This window comes from Ruegeria sp. CH5 (genome assembly GCF_056537025.1).
In genome coordinates, this window is sequence record NZ_JBQFQT010000002.1 from 464,605 (window position 1) to 485,275 (window position 20,671).

18 protein-coding genes are annotated in these 20,671 nt (G+C 63.7%); 16 read left to right on the forward strand and 2 right to left on the reverse strand.

Features of this window, described 5'->3' with window-relative positions:
- Positions 1-22 precede the first annotated feature (22 nt).
- The gene (locus ACR0JC_RS09700; RefSeq protein WP_170340881.1) at positions 23-2,425 is read left to right on the forward strand and encodes an ATP-dependent helicase; all 2,403 of its coding nucleotides are present in this window, start codon (positions 23-25) and stop codon (positions 2,423-2,425) included.
- Between the two features lie 514 nt (positions 2,426-2,939).
- On the opposite strand, the gene ACR0JC_RS09705 is transcribed toward ACR0JC_RS09700, so the two are convergent.
- Positions 2,940-3,164, reverse strand: coding sequence for a DUF1127 domain-containing protein (locus tag ACR0JC_RS09705; RefSeq protein WP_170340883.1), 225 nt, complete (start codon positions 3,162-3,164; stop codon positions 2,940-2,942).
- Positions 3,165-4,117: 953 nt separating this feature from the next.
- On the opposite strand from ACR0JC_RS09705, the gene mraZ reads away from it, so the two are divergent.
- The 9 genes from mraZ to ACR0JC_RS09750 all read left to right on the forward strand — a co-directional run bounded on the left by mraZ (position 4,118) and on the right by ACR0JC_RS09750 (position 13,775).
- Positions 4,118-4,585, forward strand: a complete 468-nt coding sequence (gene mraZ, locus ACR0JC_RS09710) for a division/cell wall cluster transcriptional repressor MraZ (protein ID WP_254920219.1) — start codon at positions 4,118-4,120, stop codon at positions 4,583-4,585.
- A gap of 4 nt (positions 4,586-4,589) precedes the next feature.
- The gene (gene rsmH, locus ACR0JC_RS09715; protein WP_170341099.1) at positions 4,590-5,585 is read left to right on the forward strand and encodes a 16S rRNA (cytosine(1402)-N(4))-methyltransferase RsmH; all 996 of its coding nucleotides are present in this window, start codon (positions 4,590-4,592) and stop codon (positions 5,583-5,585) included.
- A complete protein-coding gene (gene ftsL, locus ACR0JC_RS09720; RefSeq protein WP_093964833.1) occupies positions 5,582-5,950 on the forward strand; it encodes a cell division protein FtsL in 369 nt (122 codons plus the stop codon). The genes rsmH and ftsL overlap by 4 nt, the downstream gene beginning before the upstream one ends.
- A complete protein-coding gene (locus ACR0JC_RS09725; RefSeq protein WP_170340885.1) occupies positions 5,947-7,734 on the forward strand; it encodes a peptidoglycan D,D-transpeptidase FtsI family protein in 1,788 nt (595 codons plus the stop codon). Before ftsL ends, ACR0JC_RS09725 begins: the two co-directional genes overlap by 4 nt.
- Before the next feature lie 21 nt (positions 7,735-7,755).
- Positions 7,756-9,237: a UDP-N-acetylmuramoyl-L-alanyl-D-glutamate--2,6-diaminopimelate ligase gene (locus ACR0JC_RS09730; protein WP_170340887.1), complete on the forward strand. Its 1,482-nt coding sequence runs from the start codon at positions 7,756-7,758 to the stop codon at positions 9,235-9,237.
- Positions 9,234-10,628, forward strand: coding sequence for a UDP-N-acetylmuramoyl-tripeptide--D-alanyl-D-alanine ligase (locus tag ACR0JC_RS09735; protein WP_480763845.1), 1,395 nt, complete (start codon positions 9,234-9,236; stop codon positions 10,626-10,628). Before ACR0JC_RS09730 ends, ACR0JC_RS09735 begins: the two co-directional genes overlap by 4 nt.
- A 34-nt stretch (positions 10,629-10,662) precedes the next feature.
- Entirely contained in the window at positions 10,663-11,745 is a 1,083-nt protein-coding gene (mraY, locus tag ACR0JC_RS09740; RefSeq protein WP_170340891.1) for a phospho-N-acetylmuramoyl-pentapeptide-transferase, read from the forward strand.
- Positions 11,746-11,895: 150 nt separating this feature from the next.
- Positions 11,896-13,290 carry a UDP-N-acetylmuramoyl-L-alanine--D-glutamate ligase gene (murD, locus tag ACR0JC_RS09745; protein ID WP_170340893.1) on the forward strand — a complete coding sequence of 465 codons (1,395 nt, stop codon included), beginning with the start codon at positions 11,896-11,898 and terminating at the stop codon, positions 13,288-13,290.
- Positions 13,291-13,400: 110 nt separating this feature from the next.
- Positions 13,401-13,775, forward strand: a complete 375-nt coding sequence (locus ACR0JC_RS09750; protein WP_093964839.1) for a glycine zipper family protein — start codon at positions 13,401-13,403, stop codon at positions 13,773-13,775.
- Here the strand turns inward: ACR0JC_RS09750 and ACR0JC_RS09755 are convergent.
- A complete protein-coding gene (locus tag ACR0JC_RS09755) occupies positions 13,772-14,953 on the reverse strand; it encodes a BaiN/RdsA family NAD(P)/FAD-dependent oxidoreductase (RefSeq protein ID WP_170340895.1) in 1,182 nt (393 codons plus the stop codon). The genes ACR0JC_RS09750 and ACR0JC_RS09755 overlap by 4 nt on opposite strands.
- A gap of 129 nt (positions 14,954-15,082) precedes the next feature.
- Between ACR0JC_RS09755 and ftsW the strand changes: the two genes are divergently transcribed.
- The 6 genes from ftsW to murB all read left to right on the forward strand — a co-directional run bounded on the left by ftsW (position 15,083) and on the right by murB (position 20,587).
- Positions 15,083-16,246 carry a putative lipid II flippase FtsW gene (gene ftsW / locus ACR0JC_RS09760; protein ID WP_093964841.1) on the forward strand — a complete coding sequence of 388 codons (1,164 nt, stop codon included), beginning with the start codon at positions 15,083-15,085 and terminating at the stop codon, positions 16,244-16,246.
- Positions 16,246-17,343, forward strand: a complete 1,098-nt coding sequence (locus tag ACR0JC_RS09765; protein ID WP_170340897.1) for a UDP-N-acetylglucosamine--N-acetylmuramyl-(pentapeptide) pyrophosphoryl-undecaprenol N-acetylglucosamine transferase — start codon at positions 16,246-16,248, stop codon at positions 17,341-17,343. The genes ftsW and ACR0JC_RS09765 overlap by 1 nt, the downstream gene beginning before the upstream one ends.
- The gene (gene murC / locus ACR0JC_RS09770; protein ID WP_170340899.1) at positions 17,340-18,749 is read left to right on the forward strand and encodes a UDP-N-acetylmuramate--L-alanine ligase; all 1,410 of its coding nucleotides are present in this window, start codon (positions 17,340-17,342) and stop codon (positions 18,747-18,749) included. The genes ACR0JC_RS09765 and murC overlap by 4 nt, the downstream gene beginning before the upstream one ends.
- A gap of 75 nt (positions 18,750-18,824) precedes the next feature.
- Positions 18,825-19,073, forward strand: coding sequence for a DUF2484 family protein (locus tag ACR0JC_RS09775; RefSeq protein ID WP_170340901.1), 249 nt, complete (start codon positions 18,825-18,827; stop codon positions 19,071-19,073).
- The gene (locus ACR0JC_RS09780; RefSeq protein ID WP_170340904.1) at positions 19,070-19,318 is read left to right on the forward strand and encodes a DUF2484 family protein; all 249 of its coding nucleotides are present in this window, start codon (positions 19,070-19,072) and stop codon (positions 19,316-19,318) included. Before ACR0JC_RS09775 ends, ACR0JC_RS09780 begins: the two co-directional genes overlap by 4 nt.
- A 342-nt stretch (positions 19,319-19,660) precedes the next feature.
- The gene (gene murB, locus ACR0JC_RS09785; RefSeq protein ID WP_170340906.1) at positions 19,661-20,587 is read left to right on the forward strand and encodes a UDP-N-acetylmuramate dehydrogenase; all 927 of its coding nucleotides are present in this window, start codon (positions 19,661-19,663) and stop codon (positions 20,585-20,587) included.
- Positions 20,588-20,671 lie beyond the last annotated feature (84 nt).

Genomic DNA, 20,671 nt, shown 5'->3' on the forward strand with positions numbered 1-20,671 from the left:
GCTTCCGGCTTAGTTTGGGCGCATGAGCAGTTTCGATGAAAATGACGCCTTCGAAGGCGCCTCGCTGTCGGCCCGCGCCATGGCCGCGCTTCGGCCCGAGGTGGACTACTTGAATGAATTGAACCCGGCGCAGCGGGAAGCGGTCGAGCTGTTGGATGGCCCGATCCTGATGCTGGCCGGGGCGGGCACCGGCAAGACCAAGGCCCTGACCACCCGCATCGCGCATCTGCTGAACATCGGGCGGGCCCGCCCGAACGAGATTCTGGCCGTGACCTTCACCAACAAGGCCGCGCGCGAGATGAAGGAACGGGTCGGCCGCCTGCTGGGCCAGCCCGCCGAGGGCATGCCGTGGCTGGGCACCTTCCACTCGATCTGCGTCAAGCTGCTGCGCCGCCATGCGGAACTGGCGGGGCTGAAGTCGAACTTCACCATCCTCGACACCGACGACCAGCTGCGCCTGCTCAAGCAACTGGTGCACGCCGCCAATATCGACGACAAGCGCTGGCCCGCGCGGATGTTGGCGGGCATCATCGACGACTGGAAGAACCGCGCCCTGACGCCCGACAAGGTTCCCACCGCCGATGCCGGGGTCTACAACAACAAAGGCGTCGAGCTTTATGCCCAATACCAGACCCGCCTGCGCGAGCTGAACGCGGTGGATTTCGGTGACCTGCTGTTGCACATGGTCACCATTTTCCAGACCCACCCGGACGTGCTGGAGCAATACCAGCGCTGGTTCCGCTACATCTTGGTGGACGAATACCAGGACACCAACATCGCCCAGTACCTGTGGCTGCGGCTGTTGGCCGGTGGGCACAAGAATATCTGCTGCGTGGGGGACGACGACCAGTCGATCTATGGCTGGCGCGGCGCCGAGGTGGGCAACATCCTGCGTTTTGAGAAAGACTTTCCCGGCGCCCATGTGGTGCGGCTGGAACAGAACTACCGCTCGACCCCGCATATCCTCGCCGCCGCCTCGAACGTGATCCGTGGCAATGAAAGCCGTCTGGGCAAGGAGTTGTGGACCGACAAGCCCGGGGGCGAAAAGGTCCGCCTGATCGGCCACTGGGATGGTGAGGAGGAGGCCCGTTGGATCGGCGAAGAGATCGACGCCATGCAGGGCGGCACCCGTGGCGTGCGACCGATGAACCTGGACGAAATCGCCATCCTTGTGCGCGCCAGCCATCAGATGCGCGCCTTCGAGGACCGGTTCCTGACCATCGGCCTGCCCTACAAGGTGATCGGCGGCCCTCGATTCTATGAACGGATGGAGATCCGAGATGCCATGGCCTATTTCCGGCTGGTGGTCAGCCCCGAGGACGATCTGGCTTTCGAGCGGATCGTGAACACGCCCAAGCGCGGCTTGGGCGACAAGGCGCAGCAGACGATCCAGCGCACCGCGCGCGAACATGGTGTGTCGCTGGTTCAGGGCGCGCGGATCGCTGTGGAGCAAGGGCTGATCAAGGGCAAGGGCGGCGCGGCTCTGCGTGAACTGGTAGAAGGGCTGGCGCGCTGGAACGCGATGACCCGCGGCCCCCGGATCGAGATCGAGGATGATGCGGTCATCGACGACGGAACCGCGCCCGTGCGCTATGGCCCGCCCGAGGTGTCGCATATCGAACTGGCGCAGATCGTGCTGGACGAATCCGGCTATACCGCCCACTGGCAGAACGACAAGACGCCGGAGGCTCCGGGGCGGTTGGAAAACCTGAAGGAACTGGTGAACCAGCTGGACAATTTCGAGAACCTGCAAGGGTTCCTGGAGCATGTCGGCCTGGTGATGGACAACGAACAGGACAGCGGCGGGCCCAAGGTCTCGATCATGACCCTGCACGCGGCCAAGGGGCTGGAGTTTCCGGCCGTGTTCCTGCCGGGGTGGGAGGACGGTCTGTTCCCCTCGCAACGGTCGATGGACGAGTCCGGCCTCAAGGGGCTCGAGGAGGAACGGCGGCTGGCCTATGTGGGCATCACCCGCGCCGAGGAGGTCTGCACCATTTCCTTCGCCGCCAACCGGCGGGTGTTCGGGCAGTGGCAGAACGCGATGCCTTCGCGTTTCATCGATGAATTGCCCGAGGATCATGTCGAGGTTCTGACACCTCCGGGCCTCTATGGCGGTGGCCAGATGTCGGCAGGCATCGAGACCCGCGCGGCGCAGGCCAATGTCTACAACTCGCCCGGCTGGAAACGGATGCAGGCGCGGCAGGGGCAATACGGCATGTCGCAGCCGCGTGAATCCCGCAACACCGTGATCGACGCGACCGCCGTGGCCAGCTTTACCCTGGGCGAGCGGGTGTTCCACCAGAAGTTCGGCTATGGCGGCGTGGTCGGGATCGAGGGGGACAAGGTCGAGGTCGAGTTCGACAAGGCCGGAACCAAGAAGGTCGTCGCACAGTATCTATCCGCAAAAGACGACGTGCCGTTCTGATCCAGCGGAATGTGCCTCCCGGCACATGCTCGACTTTTTTGTTTGGCGCCCGGTCCTGCCCGTGGCGCCTTTTTCATGCCGAATGAAAATAAACGGCGGTTCCCAGGGAGGAGGAGGGAACCGCCGTTCTTGTCAACATCAGAGCAGGGAGGAGGAGAGCCCCGATGTATCCGAACCCGGGTTTTCCCCGGTATCTGAAGCGCGCGGTGACACCAGGGAGGAGGAAGGGTGCCACCGCGCTCTTTTCACATCGGGAAGGGAGGAGGAGAACCCGATGTATGCGTTTCCGGGTCTGGCCCGGTATTTGAAGGGCGCGGTGGCATCAGGGAGGAGGAAGATGCCACCGCGCGCTTTCAACATCAGAGCAGGGAGGAGGAGAGCCCCGATGTATCAGCATCCGGCAGGTTGAGGCCGGTATAGGGTGCGGCAGCATCAGGGAGGAGGAGAGATGCTGCCGCTGAAATACAGGTCCTATGGGAGGAGGAGTGGACCTGATCTCGGTGTTTCGTGGCGCTTAGCGCGCGAATTGTTCTTCGGCGGCCTGCATGGCCAGGCGACGGATCATCGAACGGTGCAGGCCCAGATCGGCCAGCTCGCGGTCCGACAGTTCTGACAGTTCGTTCACCGTCTGGCGGTACACGCGATAGCGTGCGATACGGGTCTTCATGGTTTCGATCAGAAAGGCGAAACCAAATGTCGATGCGCTTTTGTGTGCGCTGTTGGTGCTTGCGACTGCCATGTTCGTTACCCAATCATCTGTCGTTGCCGCCGCTATGTTCCGGCGCTTGCTTGAGACTGAAGATAGGCAAATGCTGCGATTGCACAATACCGGACAGGATCAATGCTGCTATGCAGCAAGTGCATAGATTGACTGTCGGAATCCCGACACCCGTAAATATGCCTTTAAAATATGGAAATTTTCGTTAGCGCGAACTGCGGGGCATTGTTCCGGCCTGGCTGCCGCCCATCATTTGATGAAAATTTGCGCGCGTAAACGCGGAATTTGTGCGGTTCAGGACTGCGCGATTTTTGTGCGTCTGGCCCAACTCCCGATTTGGGCGCGGTCATGGGGCTTTGTGGGACTGGCGGGAATTGGTGGGAAATTCGGGGCGGTCTCTCTTGGGTTCGGCCTGGTTCGCAGGGTGATTCGGCGCCATTTGGTCGAATAAGCGAGGGGTGTTGGGCGGAATCGGGGTTGTTGAGCAGGAGATGTGGGAAATCGTGGGAAAATTTTTCCCGCGCGGAATCTGTCTATATATTGTGTTTAGGCGTTATTAGTTGTCTACCTGTGGTCATTTTTCGTATTTGTGTATGAATTTCCACTGCTTTAGTTTTCCGGATCTAACCTTCTTGGGAAAAAATCTCATTGATTTCCATGAATTCCCATGGCATCCCTTATTCATCCGATGAGGACGAGGCACATGGGGCGCCAAACGACCCCGAACCAAAAACAAACAGGTTTCATACAGGCATCTCGCTTTCATCACTCAAGAGATCCGGCGCGCGGGCGAGCAGACATCCCCCCAGGTGGCGCGCGCAGCTGGACATCCCGCACAGCGGGTCAATGCGGCGGGTTGATCAGTGGCAGCAGATCAACCCGCCGTTTTTCATCCGGGGGAAGACGTAGGTGGGGCGCAAGCGAAAGGGACAGTCGTCTTGGCGCGCAGGTTTAGAGGTGAAAGCCACCACAAGGTGGATGCGAAGGGCAGGGTGTCGATCCCGGCCTCGTTTCGCCGTGTGCTCGAGGCCTCGGACCCCAACTGGCAGCCTGGCGACAATCCTGAACTGGTGATCGTTTACGGTGACCACCGCCGCAAATACCTTGAATGCTATACTATGGAGGCGATCGACGAGGTCGACGCCAAGATCGACGCGCTGCCGCGCGGCTCGATGCAGCGCAAGATGTTGCAGCGTCTGTTCCACGGGCAGTCTTTCCCGACCAATGTCGATGAAACAGGTCGCCTGGTGTTGCCGGCCAAGCTGCGCAACAAGATCGGGCTGGAAGGCGAGGCGTTCTTTATCGCCGCGGGCGACACGTTCCAGATCTGGAAGCCCGAGACATACGAGGCCGAGGAACTGGCCGCCACCGAAGACTGGTTGGACGAACTGCCCGAGGATTTCGATCCGATGCAGTTCCTTGACGGCATCGAAGGTGCGTGACGGCATGGCCGGCGCGGATCACACTTCATCTGACAAACCCCATATTCCCGTTCTGCTGCGCCCTTTGCTGGACGCGGTCCAGCCGGTTTCCGGCACCTGGCTGGATGGTACCTTTGGTGCGGGCGGCTATACCCGGGGTTTGCTTGAGGCTGGCGCCGACAAGGTAATCGGCGTCGACCGGGATCCATTGGCCTTTGAAATGGCGGCGGATTGGGCTGCCGAATATGGTGACCGGCTGGTGATGCAGCCGGGTGTTTTCTCGCGCATGGATGAATATGCCAGCGACCTCGACGGCGTGGTGCTGGACCTTGGTGTCTCGTCCATGCAGCTGGACCAGGCCGAGCGCGGCTTTTCCTTCATGAAAGACGGCCCGCTGGACATGCGCATGAGCCAGGAGGGCGAAAGCGCAGCTGATCTGGTCAACACTGCGACCGAGGAGCAATTGGCCGACATCCTGTTCCACTACGGTGAGGAGCGGGCCAGCCGCCGCATCGCGCGCGCCATCGTGAAGGCCCGCACCGAGTCGCCCATCACCACCACCCTGCGTCTGGCCGAGATCGTCGAATCCTGCCTGCCCCGCGCCAAGCCCGGCCAGTCCCATCCGGCCACGCGGTCGTTCCAGGCGCTGCGCATAGCGGTGAATGCCGAATATGAGGAATTGTTCCAGGGTATGATGGCCGCCGAGCGCGCGTTGAAGCCGGGCGGGCAACTGGCGGTGGTCACTTTCCATTCGGTCGAGGACCGGATGGTCAAACGCTTTTTTCAATCGCGCGCGGGCAAGACCGGACGCGCCAATCGCTATGCGCCCGAAATCCAGCCGGATCAGCCGCAATTCACATTGAAGACCCGCAAGGCCATCGGCCCCGACCCGCAGGAGTTGCAGGACAACCCGCGCGCGCGCTCTGCCAAGTTGCGGGTTGCTGTTCGTACCGATGCTCCGGCGGGGGAAATTGATGCCCGCGCCATCGGCATGCCCATGATCGGGGGAAAGGCAAGATGAAGAGTATTCTGTTTGTATTGACCGCCTTGGGTGTTTTCGGGCTGGCCTTGTGGGCCTATCAGGAAAACTACCGCACCCAACAGGTACTGAAGGAAACTCAGTCTCTGCAGCACCAGATCGGCGCGGCGCAGGCCCGGCTGGCGGTGTTGCAGGCCGAATGGGCCTATCTGAACCGTCCGGACCGACTGCGTGAATTGGCCGACCTGAATTTCGAGCGTCTGGGCCTTCTGCCGCTGCGCGCCGAGCAGTTCGGACGCGCGGACCAGATCGCCTATGCCGAGGATCCCGACCTGCCCATTGCCGACCCGATCGAATTGCAGGCGATCACCGACACCCAGGCCCTTGGCGAGGTGCAGATCCCATGACGCGCACACCGCTCCGCCCGCTTGCCCGCATCCTCGAGGCCCGCGCCCGCGGGGAAAACCCCAAGGTGATCGAGCGCGAGAACATCCGCCGCCGCCACGAAGAGATGAAGGACCGCGCCCGCGCTCGCGCCGAGGGGCGGTTGCTGGTGCTCAGTGCGTTTTTCTTTGCGGCTTTTGCCGTTGTCGGGTTCCGGATGGGCGCTTTGGCTACTTCGGAGGCGCAAGAGCCGCTGGCGAGCGCCCCGGGCGCGTCGATTGCCATGCAGCGGGCGAATATCGTGGACCGCGAAGGCCGAATCCTTGCGACCAACCTTGATACCTACTCCGTTTATGCCCAGCCCCCGCTGATGATCGACCCGATCGCGGCCGCGGAAAAGCTGGTGGCGATCTTCCCGGATCTGGACAAAGAGCGGTTGGTCAAGGACTTCACCGGCAAGCGCAAATTCCTGTGGATCAAAAAACGTATTTCACCGGAACAAAAGCAGGCGGTGCATGACATCGGCGATCCGGGCATCCTGTTCGGCCCGCGCGAAATGCGGCTCTATCCCAACGGCCGGCTGGCCGCGCATATCCTTGGCGGTTCAGGCTTTGGGCGCGAAGGCGTCTCGGCTGCCGAGGTGATCGGTGTGGCCGGGGTGGAAAAACAGTTCGATGACTATCTGCGCGACCCGGCCAACGGAACCAAGCCGCTGCAGCTGTCGCTGGACCTGACCGTTCAGGCGGCGGTGGAACAAGTGCTGGACGGCGGCATGAAGATCATGAACGCCAAGGGCGCCTCGGCGGTGCTGATGAACGCCCATACCGGCGAAGTAATTGCTGCCGCCTCGTTGCCCTCTTTCGACCCGAACGACCGCCCGCGCCCGCCGACCTCGGGTTTCGACCCTTCGGACAGCCCGCTGTTCAACCGCTATGTGCAGGGCGTGTATGAACTTGGCTCGGTCTTCAAGATATTCACCGCCGCGCAAGCGGTCGATCTGGGGCTGGTGAATTCCGACACGATCATCGACACCTCGGGCCCGATGAAGATCGGGCGTTTCCCGATCGGCGAATTCAACGGCAAGAATTACGGCAAGATCAGCGTGGCCGAAGTGATCGTGCACAGCTCGAACCGCGGCACGGGGCGGTTGGCGCTGCAGATCGGCGCCGAGCGCCAGCAACAGTTCCTGGACGCGCTGGGCATGTTCGACCCCACCCCGTTCGAGATCGTCGAGGCCAAGGGCGGGGTGCCGCTCAAGCCCAAGAAGTGGGGCGAATTGAGCACCGTCACCATTTCCTACGGCCACGGCCTGTCGACCAGCCCGATGCATCTGGCGGCGGGCTATGCGGCCATCGCCAATGGCGGGCATTATGTCAGCCCCACGATCTTGCGCCGCAACGGGCCGCAATACGGGCCGCGCGTGATGTCGGAAAGCGCGGCCAAACAATCGCTGATGATGCTGCGCAAGGTGGTGACGGACGGAACCGCCAGTTTTGGTGACGTTCCGGGCTATGCCGTGGCCGGCAAAACCGGCACCGCCGACAAGCCCAAGCCGCGCGGCGGGTACTATGATGACAAGGTGATCGCCACCTTCGCTTCGGTCTTTCCGGCCTACGATCCGAAATATGTTCTGATCGTTGCGCTGGACGAACCGTCGATCCTGGCCTACGGCGAAAAGCGCCGCACGGCAGGCTGGACGGCGGTACCCGTGGCGGCCGAGTTGATCGGCCGCATCGCGCCGCTGCTGGGCTTGCGTCCGCGGCTTGAGCCTGAGGATCGCGCTGCTATAACGCTGACCTCGAATTAGGAAGTCCGACAGAGGTGGGTCATGGGCGCAAGGTCAAAGAAACTCAGCCAGCTGGCCCTGACCGCGCGCGGCGGTGCCGACCCGGAGATTTCCGGGCTGGCGGTGGACAGCCGTCAGGTCAAGGACGGCTTTCTGTTCGCGGCGCTGCCGGGGACGCGCGTGCATGGGGGCGAATTCATTCAATACGCCCTGCGTATGGGGGCTGCGGCCATCCTGACCGATGCCGAAGGCGCGCGGATCGCCGCTGATGAACTGGCCGCCTCGGACGCCGCCCTGGTGGTGGTGCAGGACCCGCGCCAGACGCTGGCCTATACCGCCGCATTGTGGTTCGGGGCGCAGCCGCGCACCATGGTGGCGGTCACCGGCACCAACGGCAAGACCTCGATTTCGACCTTCGTGCGCCAGATCTGGACCGAGCTGGGCCACATGGCTGTCAATCTCGGCACTACAGGGGTCGAGGGCGCGTGGACGGCACCGCTGGCCCACACGACACCCGAACCCATCACCCTGCATCGCTGTCTGGCCGAGGCCGCCGAGGCCGGCGTGACCCACGCCGCGATGGAGGCCTCGTCGCATGGGTTGGAACAGCGCCGGCTGGACGGCGTGCACCTGACGGCGGCGGGGTTTTCGAATTTCACCCAGGATCACCTGGACTATCACGCGACGTTCGAGGCGTATTTCGCCGCCAAGGCGGGGCTGTTCGACCGGGTTCTGCCGCAGGACGGAACCGCCGTGATCAACATGGATGATCCGAAAGGCGCCGCGATCCGTGATATCGCGCAGGCGCGCGGTCAGACAGTTTTGACCGTAGGCAGCGGGGATGTCGATCTTTGCCTGTTGAACCAACGGTTTGACGCCACCGGGCAGGATCTGCGCTTTGCCTGGCGCGGCAAGACCTTCCAGACCCGGCTGAACCTGATCGGCGGGTTCCAGGCCGAAAACGTTCTGCTGGCCTGCGGGCTGGTCATTGCCAGCGGAGACGAGCCCGACCATGTCTTTGACACCTTGCCGCATCTGACCACGGTGCGGGGGCGGATGCAGTTGGCCGCGACGCGCAGCAACGGGGCTGCGGTGTTCGTCGATTACGCGCACACGCCCGACGCTGTGGCCACTGCGCTGCAGGCGCTGCGCCCGCATGTGATGGGCCGGTTGATCGCCATCGTCGGCGCGGGCGGCGACCGGGATGCGACCAAGCGCCCGTTGATGGGCCGCGCCGCGGCCGAGAACGCCGATATCGTCTTTGTCACCGACGACAACCCGCGCTCGGAAGACCCCGCCGCCATCCGCGCCGCGGTGATGGCCGGGGCCCCCGACGCGACCGAGGTGGCCGACCGGGCCGAAGCCATCCTGCGCGGCATCGATGCTTTGCAGCCGGGCGATGCGCTGCTGATCGCGGGCAAGGGGCACGAGACCGGGCAGATCGTGGGTGACCAGGTTCTGCCCTTCGATGATGTGGAACAGGCCAGCATCGCCGTGGCCGCACTGGACGGGAGGGTCGCATGACACTCTGGACCGCATCCGAGGCCGCCGCCGCGACGGGCGGACGGGCCACGACCGACTGGCAGGCGGGCGGCGTGTCCATCGATACGCGCACGCTGCAACCGGGCGACCTGTTCGTGGCGTTGAAGGCGGCGCGCGACGGGCATGATTTCGCGGCGCAGGCGCTGGAAAAAGGGGCCGCCGCCGCGCTGGTGACGCACGTCCCGGACGGCGTGGCCGCCGATGCGCCATTGTTGATCGTCGACAACGTGCAGACCGCGCTCGAGGCGTTGGGCCGCGCCGCCCGTGATCGGTGCAAGGCCCGCGTGGTCGGGGTGACGGGCAGTGTCGGCAAGACCTCGACCAAGGAGATGCTGGCGACCATCCTGTCGGATCAGGGCCGCACCCATGCCAGCGTTGCCAGCTACAACAACCATTGGGGCGTGCCGCTGACTCTGGCCCGGATGCCGCGCGACACCGAATATGCGGTGATTGAGATCGGCATGAACCACCCCGGCGAAATTGCACCTCTGGCGCGGCAGGCTCGCCCGCATGTGGCGCTGGTCACCACCGTCGCCGCCGTTCACCTCGAGGCGTTCGAGTCGGTTGCCGGCATTGCTCACGAAAAGGCCGCCATCTTCGAAGGGTTGGAGGCCGGCGGCACCGCCATCGTGAACGCCGATCTGGATCATACCGACATCCTGCGCACCTGCGCCGCCCGGCATGGCGCCGTGATCGTGGATTTCGGCCGCACCGCCTCGGATTATCGGCTGACCGGCGTGACCCAGTCGCCTACAGACATCCACGTGACCGCCGAGGCCATGGGCCAGGCCATCGCCTTTGATGTGCAATCGGCGGGCACGCATTTTGCCATGAACGGCCTGGGCGCGCTTGCCGCCTGTGTTGCGCTGGGCATCGATCTGGACGCGGCCATCACCGGCCTGGCCAAATGGGCGCCGGTCACAGGGCGGGGCGTGCGCGAAACGCTGACATTGCCGGATGGCGGGCAGATCGAACTGCTGGATGACAGCTACAACGCCAATCCGACCTCGATGGCGGCGGCGCTGGATGTGTTGGCGGCAGCGCAGAGCGAAAGGCGCATCGCCTTCCTGGGCGACATGAAAGAGCTGGGGCCAAACGAAAGCGCGATGCACGCAGCGATGGCAGACGTGCCGGCCATGACGCAGATCGACAAGGTGCATTGCATTGGACCGTTGATGCGGGCGCTGCACGAGGCCCTGCCCGAGGACAAGCGTGGGCTGTGGTTCGAGACCAGTGACGAAATGGTTCCAGAGCTTCCGCAGCTGGTTCGGGCGGGCGATGCCGTGTTGGCCAAAGGTTCCCTCAGCATGGCGCTGGCACGGATTGTTGACGGTTTGCGGAAAATGGGGCAAGTGGGCGCGCTTGATGCATGACCACCCATGACCGCGGTGTGAGAAAGGTTTTGTAATGCTTTATTGGTTGACCAGCCTGTCGGACGGAGGGGATTTCTTCAACCTCTTCCGCTACATCACGTTCCGCGCAGGCGGCGCCTTTCTGACGGCCCTGATCTTTGGCTTCCTGTTCGGCAAGCCGTTGATCAACGTGCTGCGCCGGAAACAAGGCAAGGGTCAGCCAATTCGGGATGACGGCCCCGAGGGGCACTTTTCCAAGGCCGGCACGCCCACGATGGGGGGCCTGCTGATTGTCGGTGCTCTGGTGACGTCCACGCTGATTTGGGCGCGGTGGGACAATCCCTATGTCTGGATGGTTCTGTTCGTCACGCTGGCCTACGCAGCCATCGGATTTGCGGACGACTATGCCAAGGTGTCGAAGCAGAATACCAAGGGCGTTTCAGGCAAAATGCGCCTGGCTTTGGGCATCATTATTGCCGCGCTGGCCGCGCTGTGGGCGACGCTGCACCACCCGGAGATGCTGCAGAACCAGCTGGCCGTGCCGATCTTCAAGGACACGCTGATCAATCTGGGTATCTTCTACATTCCGTTCTCGATCGTGGTGATCGTGGGGGCGGCGAATGCCGTCAACCTTACCGACGGGCTGGACGGGCTGGCCATCATGCCCGCGATGATCGCGGCCTCGACCTTGGGCGTGATCGCCTATGCGGTGGGTCGCGTCGACTTTACCGAATATCTGGACGTGCACTATGTGCCCGGCACGGGTGAGATTCTTATCTTCACCGCCGCATTGTTTGGCGGTGGGCTTGGGTTTCTGTGGTACAACGCTCCGCCAGCGGCGGTGTTCATGGGGGATACCGGCTCGCTGGCCCTCGGCGGCGCACTGGGCGCCATCGCCGTTGCCACCAAGCACGAGCTGGTTCTGGCCATCGTCGGCGGCCTGTTCGTGGTCGAGGCGTTGAGCGTGATCATCCAGGTGCTGTATTTCAAACGCACAGGCCGGCGGGTCTTCCTGATGGCGCCGATCCATCACCACTATGAGAAGAAGGGCTGGGCCGAGCCAACCATCGTGATCCGGTTCTGGATCATCTCGCTGATCCTGGCGATGATTGGCCTTGCGACACTGAAAGTACGGTAAGGCTCCCGCCGGGCGCGGTGGGCCTGCGGCCCGCCTGTACCCGTTGGGCCCGGCTCGCGCCGAGGGCGCGAGCCTGACGCCGCCCTTGCCAAGGGTCAATTCTTCGGTACAGGGTAGCGGCGCATTGGCAGATGGAAGAAGGTGCGCGGCATGATCCCGGTCAAAGGGTTTTCAGGACATAAGGTTGCGGTTCTGGGGCTGGGGCGGTCGGGCCTGGCCACGGCGCGCGCATTGCGGACGGGCGGAGCCGAGCCGGTGTGCTGGGATGACAACCCCGCCGCGCGCGAAAAGGCCGAGGCCGAGGGGTTCATGTGTCAGGACCTGCGGCGGGAAGGCGCCTTTGACGCGATTGCCACGTTGATCGTATCGCCCGGCATTCCCCATCTTTATCCCGAACCCAACCCGGTAGTTGCCGCCGCGCTGCAGGCCGGCGTTCCGGTCGACAATGACATTGGTCTGTTCTTCCGCTCGCTGGGCGGTGCCGAATGGGACAAGTTCGATGTGCCGCCGCGTGTGGTCGCCGTCACCGGCTCGAACGGGAAGTCGACCACGGCGGCGCTGATCCACCATATCCTGACCCAATCGGGGCGCGAGGCGCAGCTGGCGGGCAATATCGGGCGCGGCGTGCTGGATATCGAGCCCGGCGGCGACGGATCAGTGGTGGTGCTGGAGCTTTCCAGCTATCAGACCGAGCTGGCGCGTGCGCTGACGCCCGACGTGGCGGTGTTCACCAATCTCTCGCCCGACCATCTGGACCGGCATGGGGGCATGGGCGGCTATTTCGCCGCCAAACGCCGCCTGTTCTCAGAAGGCGGTCCCGACCGTGCCGTGATCGGCGTGGACGAGATCGAAGGCGCGTTTCTAGCCGGTCAACTGGCCGAAGGGCCGGGCGACGACCGGGTGATCCGCGTCTCGGTGGCGCGCAAATTGGCCGGCCCGGGCTGGCAGGTCTTTGCCCGCAAGGGGTTCCTGTCGGAATATCGCAAGGGGCGGCAGGCCGCGTCGATCGACCTGCGCGGCATCAAGGGCCTGCCCGGAACCCACAACCACCAGAACGCGTGTTCGGCCTATGCCGCCTGTCGCGCGCTGGGCCTGGCGCCCAAGATGATCGAGGACGCGCTGCACAGCTATCCGGGCCTGCCGCACCGCAGCCAGATCATCGCCGAGGCAAACGGTGTGACATTCGTGAACGACTCCAAGGCCACCAATGTCGACAGCGCGGCCAAGGCGCTGGGCGCGTTCAAAAAAATCCGCTGGATCTGCGGCGGGCTTGAGAAAGAGGGGGGTGTCGCCGCGCTGAACGACGCGACCGACGAGGTTCTGTGCGCCTATGTGATCGGGCGCGAGGCAGCCGGCTTCGCCATGCAGTTGTCGGTTGAGGCCCGCGTTTGCACCACAATGGCCGAGGCAGTCGAACAGGCCATGCGCGACGCCGCGCCGGGTGAAACCGTGCTGCTGGCGCCCGCGGCGGCCAGTTTCGACCAGTACGACAATTTCGAACAGCGCGGCGACGATTTCGTGGCGCAGGTTCAAAAGCGGCTTTGAACTGCGCATTTGCAATGAACCGCCGGTTGGGCCAAATTGAAGTGCTATCAGCTTGACGCACCAGAATTAATGATTTTGTTACCCTAGGAATTCAACACGAGGTTAAGACCATGCTGAACCGCAAGCTTTCAATGATCCTGCCGGCCATCCTGGTGGCAGGGGCCTGCACGAACACAGGCGCGAACTACCAACCCATTGTGGATGGACCCGTCAGCCCGAACTACAACGCAGACTTGGCGCAGTGTCAGGCCGTGGCGCGGCAGCAGGGCACGATCGACAGCAATACCGCTGGCGCAGCGGCCATTGGCGCGGCGGGTGCTGCGGGTACCAAAGCCATCATAGACGACAGCGCAAGCGATCTGGGCCGTGCGGCTGTCGCTGGCGCACTGGTGGGGGCAGGGGCCAGCGCTCTGCAAAACACCCAGAAGCAGGAAGTCATCGTCCGCAACTGCATGCGCGGCCGCGGCTACAACGTCGTAGGCTAGAGGCGACCGGCGATCGCAATTCCGGCGGCGTGGCCCGAGGACCACGCCCACTGGAAGTTGTATCCGCCCAGCCATCCGGTGACATCCGCCGCTTCGCCAATCGCAAAGAGGCCGGGGACCTCCTTGGCCTCCATCGTTTTGGAGGACAGGCCGGCCGTGTCGATGCCGCCCAAAGTGACCTCGGCGGTGCGGTACCCTTCGGTGCCTGCAGGGGTCAGCACCCAGTTGGACAGCGCATCGGTCAGCGCCCGCAGCGCTGCGTCCGATTGATCGGCCAGGTTGCCGTGCATCGGGATTTGGGCGCTCAGATACTCGACCAGGCGGGTGGGCAGGTGGCGCGCGAGTTCCGTGGTCAGGGCCTTCCGGCCGGCGCTTTGTCGCCGTTCGCGCAGCAAGTCGAACAGGGGCAGGTCCGGGATCAGATTGGCCCGGATCGCCTCGCCCTCGCGCCAGTACGAGGACAGTTGCAGCACAGCCGGCCCGCTCAGGCCGCGATGGGTGAACAGCAGCGCCTCGTCGAAACTCGTGCGATCGTTCGACAGTCGCGAGGGGACGGACACACCGGACAGGTCCTTGAACCGCCCATCGGGGAAGGTGAACGGCACCAATGCGGCACGGGTCTCGGTGACGTGCAATCCGAACTGCGCGGCGATGTCATAGGCCAGCCCGGTCGCACCCATCTTGGGGATGGATTTCCCGCCGGTGGCCAATACCACGTTGGCACAGCTCAGGTCATATCGCGCACCCTCGCGCTCGACCACCAATTCAAAGCCGGCTTCGGTCATGCGCAGATCGCGCAGCGACGTGTGCAACCACAGCTCTGCGCCCGCGCGGTCCATCTCGGCCAGCAGCATGGCGATGATCTGCTTCGAAGAGCCGTCGCAGAACAGCTGCCCCAGCGTCTTTTCATGCCAGGTGATGCCATGACGGCCCACAAGGTCGATGAAATCCCACTGCGTGTATCGCGCCAGGGCCGATTTGCAGAAATGCGGGTTCTGCGACAGGAAGTTCTGCGGCCCGGCGTAGAGGTTGGTGAAGTTGCACCGCCCCCCGCCCGAGATGCGGATCTTTTCCCCCGGCGCCTTGGCGTGATCGATCACCAGCACACGCCCGCCGCAATGGGCGGCGCACATCATGCCGGCGGCTCCGGCGCCCAGTATGATCGTGTCAAATCGCATCCCTCGCCCTTGGCGCGGATTGACGCCAATGACAAGAGGAAGAGGCTGGCCTGAGGGGCATTTTCCCTGTAGACTCTCAAACAGATCCCAAAAACGGGACGGTAACGAGGCAGATAGTGGCGGTATCTCATGACTGAGATGGTGTATGGCGCGGTCCAGGACCAGCGCGGTGAACCGATCCTTCCGAAATGGTGGCGGACGATTGACCGCTGGACGATGTCCTGCGTGCTGATCCTGTTTGCGATCGGGCTTCTGCTGGGGCTGGCCTCGTCGCCGCCGCTGGCGCAGCGCAACGGGTTCGATCCGTTCCACTATGTCGAGCGTCAGGCCCTTTTCGGTGTGCTGGCGCTGATCGCGATGATGCTGACCTCGATGATGTCACCCACCTTGGTGCGTCGGTTGGCGGTGCTGGGATTTCTGGCCTCTTTTGTTGCGCTGGCCTTTCTGCCGGTCTTCGGAACCGATTTCGGTAAGGGTGCGGTGCGCTGGTACTCGCTGGGCTTCGCCTCGCTGCAACCGTCCGAGTTTCTGAAGCCGGGCTTCATTGTCGTGGCCGCGTGGCTGCTGGCCGCAGCGCAGGAGATCAATGGCCCCCCGGGGCGGTTGTGGTCGTTTGCGCTGTGTATGTCGATCGTTGGCATGTTGGTGATGCAGCCTGATTTCGGTCAGGCCTGTCTGATCCTGTTCGGCTGGGGCGTGATGTACTTCGTGGCGGGTGCGCCGATGTTCCTGCTGCTGGGAATGGCCGGAGCGGTCGTTCTGGGTGGCATGTTCGCCTACGCCAATTCTGAACACTTCGCCCGGCGCATCGATGGTTTCCTGAATCAAGAGGTCGATCCGACGACCCAGTTGGGCTATGCCACCAACGCAATCCGCGAGGGCGGGCTGTTTGGCGTTGGGGTTGGCGAAGGGCAGGTGAAATGGTCGCTGCCCGATGCACATACCGATTTCATCATCGCCGTCGCGGCCGAAGAATACGGCCTGATCCTGGTGCTGATCATCATCGCGCTTTATTCAATCATCGTGGTGCGGTCCCTGCTGCGCTTGATGCGCGAGCGTGACATGTTCACCCGGTTGGCAGGCACGGGACTGGCTTGCATGTTCGGTGTTCAGGCGATGATCAACATGGGCGTCGCGGTGCGCCTGCTGCCGGCCAAGGGCATGACGCTGCCCTTCGTCAGCTACGGCGGCTCGTCGTTGATTGCGGGCGGCATCGCGCTGGGAATGCTGCTGGCCTTCACCCGCACCCGCCCGCAGGGCGAGCTGGGCGACATTCTGCGCGGACGAGGCTGATGACGAACCCTTATTTGCTGATCGCGGCTGGCGGAACCGGGGGCCACATGTTCCCCGCCCAGGCGCTGGCCGAGGCCATGCTGAACAAGGGTTGGCGCGTGCGCCTGTCCACCGACCCGCGCGGCGCGCGCTATACCGGCGGCTTCCCGCATTCCACCGAGATCGTCGAGGTCTCCTCGGCCACTTTCGCCCGCGGCGGGCTGGCGGCCAAGGCGCTGGCTGGTCCCCGGATCGCAGCCGGAGTTGCCGGGATGACGGCCCAGTTGCTGCGCGACAAGCCGGACGTGGTGGTGGGGTTCGGTGGCTATCCGTCGATCCCGGCGCTGAGCGCGGCGGTGATGTTGCGTCTGCCCCGCATGATTCACGAACAGAACGGCGTTCTGGGGCGCGTGAACCAGCTGTTCGCCACCCGGGTCGCGCATGTGGCCTGCGGCGTCTGGCCCACCGACCTGCCCGAGGGCGCTCACGGCATCCACACCGGTAACCCGGTCCGTGCTGCCGTGCTGGAACGCGCGGCCGCGCCCTATATCCCGCCCGGAGATTACCCGATGTCGGTGCTCGTGATGGGCGGCAGCCAAGGCGCCCGCATCCTCAGCGATGTGGTGCCCGGCGCCATCGCTGCTCTGCCCGAGAGCCTGCGCCAGTATATCCGTGTTTCGCATCAGGCGCGCGAAGAGGATGCCGAGCGGGTCACCGCCTTCTACGCCGACCACGGGATTCTGGCCGAGGTCCAGCCCTTTTTCCACGACGTCCCCCGCCGCATGTCCGAGGCGCAATTGGTGATCAGCCGCTCGGGCGCGTCCAGCGTGGCCGACATCTCGGTGATCGGGCGGCCCTCGATCCTGATCCCCTTTGCCGCCGCAGCGGGCGATCACCAAACCGCCAATGCGCGCGGGTTGGTGCAGGCGGGCGGGGCGATCATGATTCCCGAAAATGCGCTTGACGTTCCCGCCCTGACCGAGCAAATCGCACTGGTTCTGACCAACCCCGAAGCCGCACAGAAAATGGCCCATGCTGCCGTGTCGGTCGGGGCGCCCGACGCGACCGAGCGTCTGGTGGCCCTTGTCGAACAGCTGGCGCAGAAGGAGACCCCATGAATCCAGCAACCAAACTGCCGCAGGATGTCGGACCGATCCATTTCGTGGGCATCGGCGGCATCGGGATGTCGGGCATCGCCGAGGTGCTGCTGAACCTTGGGTACCAGGTGCAGGGATCCGATCTGAAAGCCTCGAAGATCACCGACCGTCTGGCGTCGCTAGGGGCCGAAATTTTCGTGGGTCAGCGGGCCGAGAATCTCGACAACGCGGCAGTCGTGGTCGTGTCGACCGCGATCAAGCCGGGCAACCCTGAACTGGACTGCGCCCGCGCATTGGGCCTGCCGGTGGTGCGCCGTGCCGACATGCTGGCCGAGCTGATGCGGCTGAAATCCAACATCGCCATTGCCGGTACCCACGGCAAGACCACGACCACCACGATGATGGCCGAGTTGATGGTGGCGGGCGATTTCGACCCGACCGTCATCAACGGCGGCGTGATCCATGCCTACGGCTCGAACGCGCGGATGGGGCAGGGCGAGTGGATGGTGGTCGAGGCCGACGAGTCCGACGGCTCGTTCAACCGGCTGCCCGCGACCATCGCCATCGTCACCAATATCGACCCCGAGCACATGGAGCATTGGGGTGATTTCGACCGCCTGCGCGCGGGCTTTCATGATTTCGTCTCGAACATCCCGTTCTACGGTCTGGCGGTGTGTTGCACCGACCATGCAGAGGTTCAGGCGCTGGTGGGCCGCATCACCGACCGCCGCGTGCGCACCTATGGGTTCAACGCCCAGGCGGACGTGCGTGCGGTCAACCTGACCTACAAGGGCGGCATCGCGCATTTCGACATCCACCTGCAATACGAGGACACCGTGATCGAGGGTTGCACCCTGCCGATGCCGGGCGATCACAACGTCTCGAACGCCCTGTCGGCGGTCGCCGTGGCACGTCATCTGGGCATGAAGACCGCTGAAATCCGCGACGCGCTGGCCAATTTCGGCGGCGTCAATCGCCGCTTTACCAAGGTTGGCGAGGTGAACGGCGTCACCGTCATCGACGACTACGGCCACCACCCGGTGGAAATCGCGGCGGTGCTCAAGGCCGCGCGTCAGGCGACCGAAGGCCGCGTGATCGCGGTGCACCAGCCGCACCGCTATTCGCGCCTGTCCAACTTGTTCGACGATTTCTGCGCCTGTTTCAACGATGCCGATGTCGTGGCCATTGCCGAGGTATTCTCGGCCGGTGAGGACCCGATCGAAGGCGCCAGCCGCGATGATCTGGTGCAGGGCCTGATCCGCCACGGCCACCGCCACGCGCGCGCGTTGCTGGACGAAGGCGACCTGGAGCGTCTGGTCCGCGAACAGGCCCGGCCCGGCGACATGGTCGTCTGTCTGGGCGCCGGCACCATCAGTGCCTGGGCCAATGCGCTGCCGGACCGGCTGAAGGTCAAACAAGCCGTTTGACGTTCGCAGGCATTTGGGTGCACAACTTGCGGATGTGTCGCTGCCCTGGTGCGTGACTCATTTGCGGAGAGAGCCATGGATTATTCCGTCATCTTTGCCGCCCTTTGGGTGATCTGCGCCACTGTCGTGGCGCTGCTGCCGATGCGCCTGCAATTCCCGCCGGGCATCGTGCTGCTGATCTGCGCGCCGGTTCTGATCGCCTGGCTGGGCGTAGCGCATGGCTGGCTGATCGGAGTGCTGGCCTTTGCCGGGTTCGTATCGATGTTCCGCAACCCCATCCGGTTTTACTGGCGCAAATGGTCGGGCCGCGAGGTGGGGCAATGAGCTGGTCGATCGCACTTGCCGCCCTTTGGGGCGTCGCCGCCAATGTGCTGGCCATGATCCCCAGCAAGGACAATCACTGGACCCGCGCCTATGCGCTGATCGCGGTGGGCATTCCGATCCTGGGTTATGTCACCTACGAAAACGGCCCGTGGGTTGGCCTGTTCGTTCTGGCCGCCGGCATGTCGGTGCTGCGCTGGCCGATGATCTACCTTGGGCGGTGGCTGCGGCGGCAAGGGCAACGCTGATTGCCTTATGTTTAACCCAGCTACCCCGTTCCCATTCATGAGCCAACTAATTGTGATCTGCGGGTTGACGATCATGGCCGCTGCGCTGGTCTGTGGATGGGCGGGGAATCGATCCGTCTATCGAGGAATATTTCTCATAGCTCTGGCTGCACCCGTGGCTTGGCGTCTTACGCTGGGACTAACCCACCCACGCTTCGATCTTCATAATTTTGGTGATTGGGCATTGGTCTTTGGCGTCCTTGCCTTCGGTGTCATCGTCGTGGGCGCGGCCATATTCGCTTGTGCGAGGGCGGTCCGTGCATTTATTGAGGCAAGACGAAGTTAGATATTGCAGGTCAGGAAATGACAGGACTTCCCGCCGTCCGAGGAAGAGTTTCCCAAAACAGACAATTGAACGACCTCACATGGCTGCGAGTCGGCGGCCCGGCGGATTATCTGTTTCAGCCGGCTGACCTTGAGGATTTGCAGGCTTTCCTGCGCTACCTTCCGGCCGAGGTGCCGGTGTTCCCGATGGGCGTCGGCTCGAACCTGATAGTCCGCGACGGGGGCTTGCGGGCCGTGGTGATCCGGCTGGGGCGCGGTTTCAACGGCATTTCGGTCGAGGGCACCACCGTCACTGTAGGGGCGGCCGCGCTGGATGCGCATGTGGCGCGCATGGCGGCGGATGCGGGGGTGGACCTCACCTTTCTGCGCACCATTCCGGGTTCCATCGGTGGGGCCGTGCGGATGAACGCCGGGTGCTATGGCAGCTACACGGCGGATGTTCTGAAATCGGCTACCATCGTCACCCGGCAGGGCGAGGTGGTCGAGCTGACGCCGGCCGACCTGAACTTCCGCTATCGCCAGTCCGACCTGCCCGAGGGTGCGGTGCTGGTGTCGGCCACGTTCCAGGGCCCGGCGGGCGACCCGGCCGACCTGCACGCCCGGATGGAGGCGCAGCTGAAAAAGCGAGACGAGACCCAGCCCACCAAGGACCGCAGCGCCGGGTCGACCTTCCGCAATCCGGCGGGGTTTTCCTCGACCGGGCGGGCCGATGATGTGCACGACCTGAAGGCCTGGAAGGTGATCGACGACGCCGGAATGCGCGGCGCCCGGCGCGGAGGCGCACAGATGAGCCCCAAGCACTCGAATTTCCTGATCAACACCGGAAACGCCACCGCCGCCGACCTCGAAGAGCTGGGTGAAGAGGTGCGAAAAAAGGTTTACGAAACAAGCGGGATCACGCTAGAGTGGGAAATCATGCGGGTCGGTGATCCGCTGACAGATTAAAGCCCCGACCGTCAGACCAAAACAGGCAAATTCAGGCGACGGATCAAAGGCATAACGAAATACGGACCACCAGATAAGGTCCGG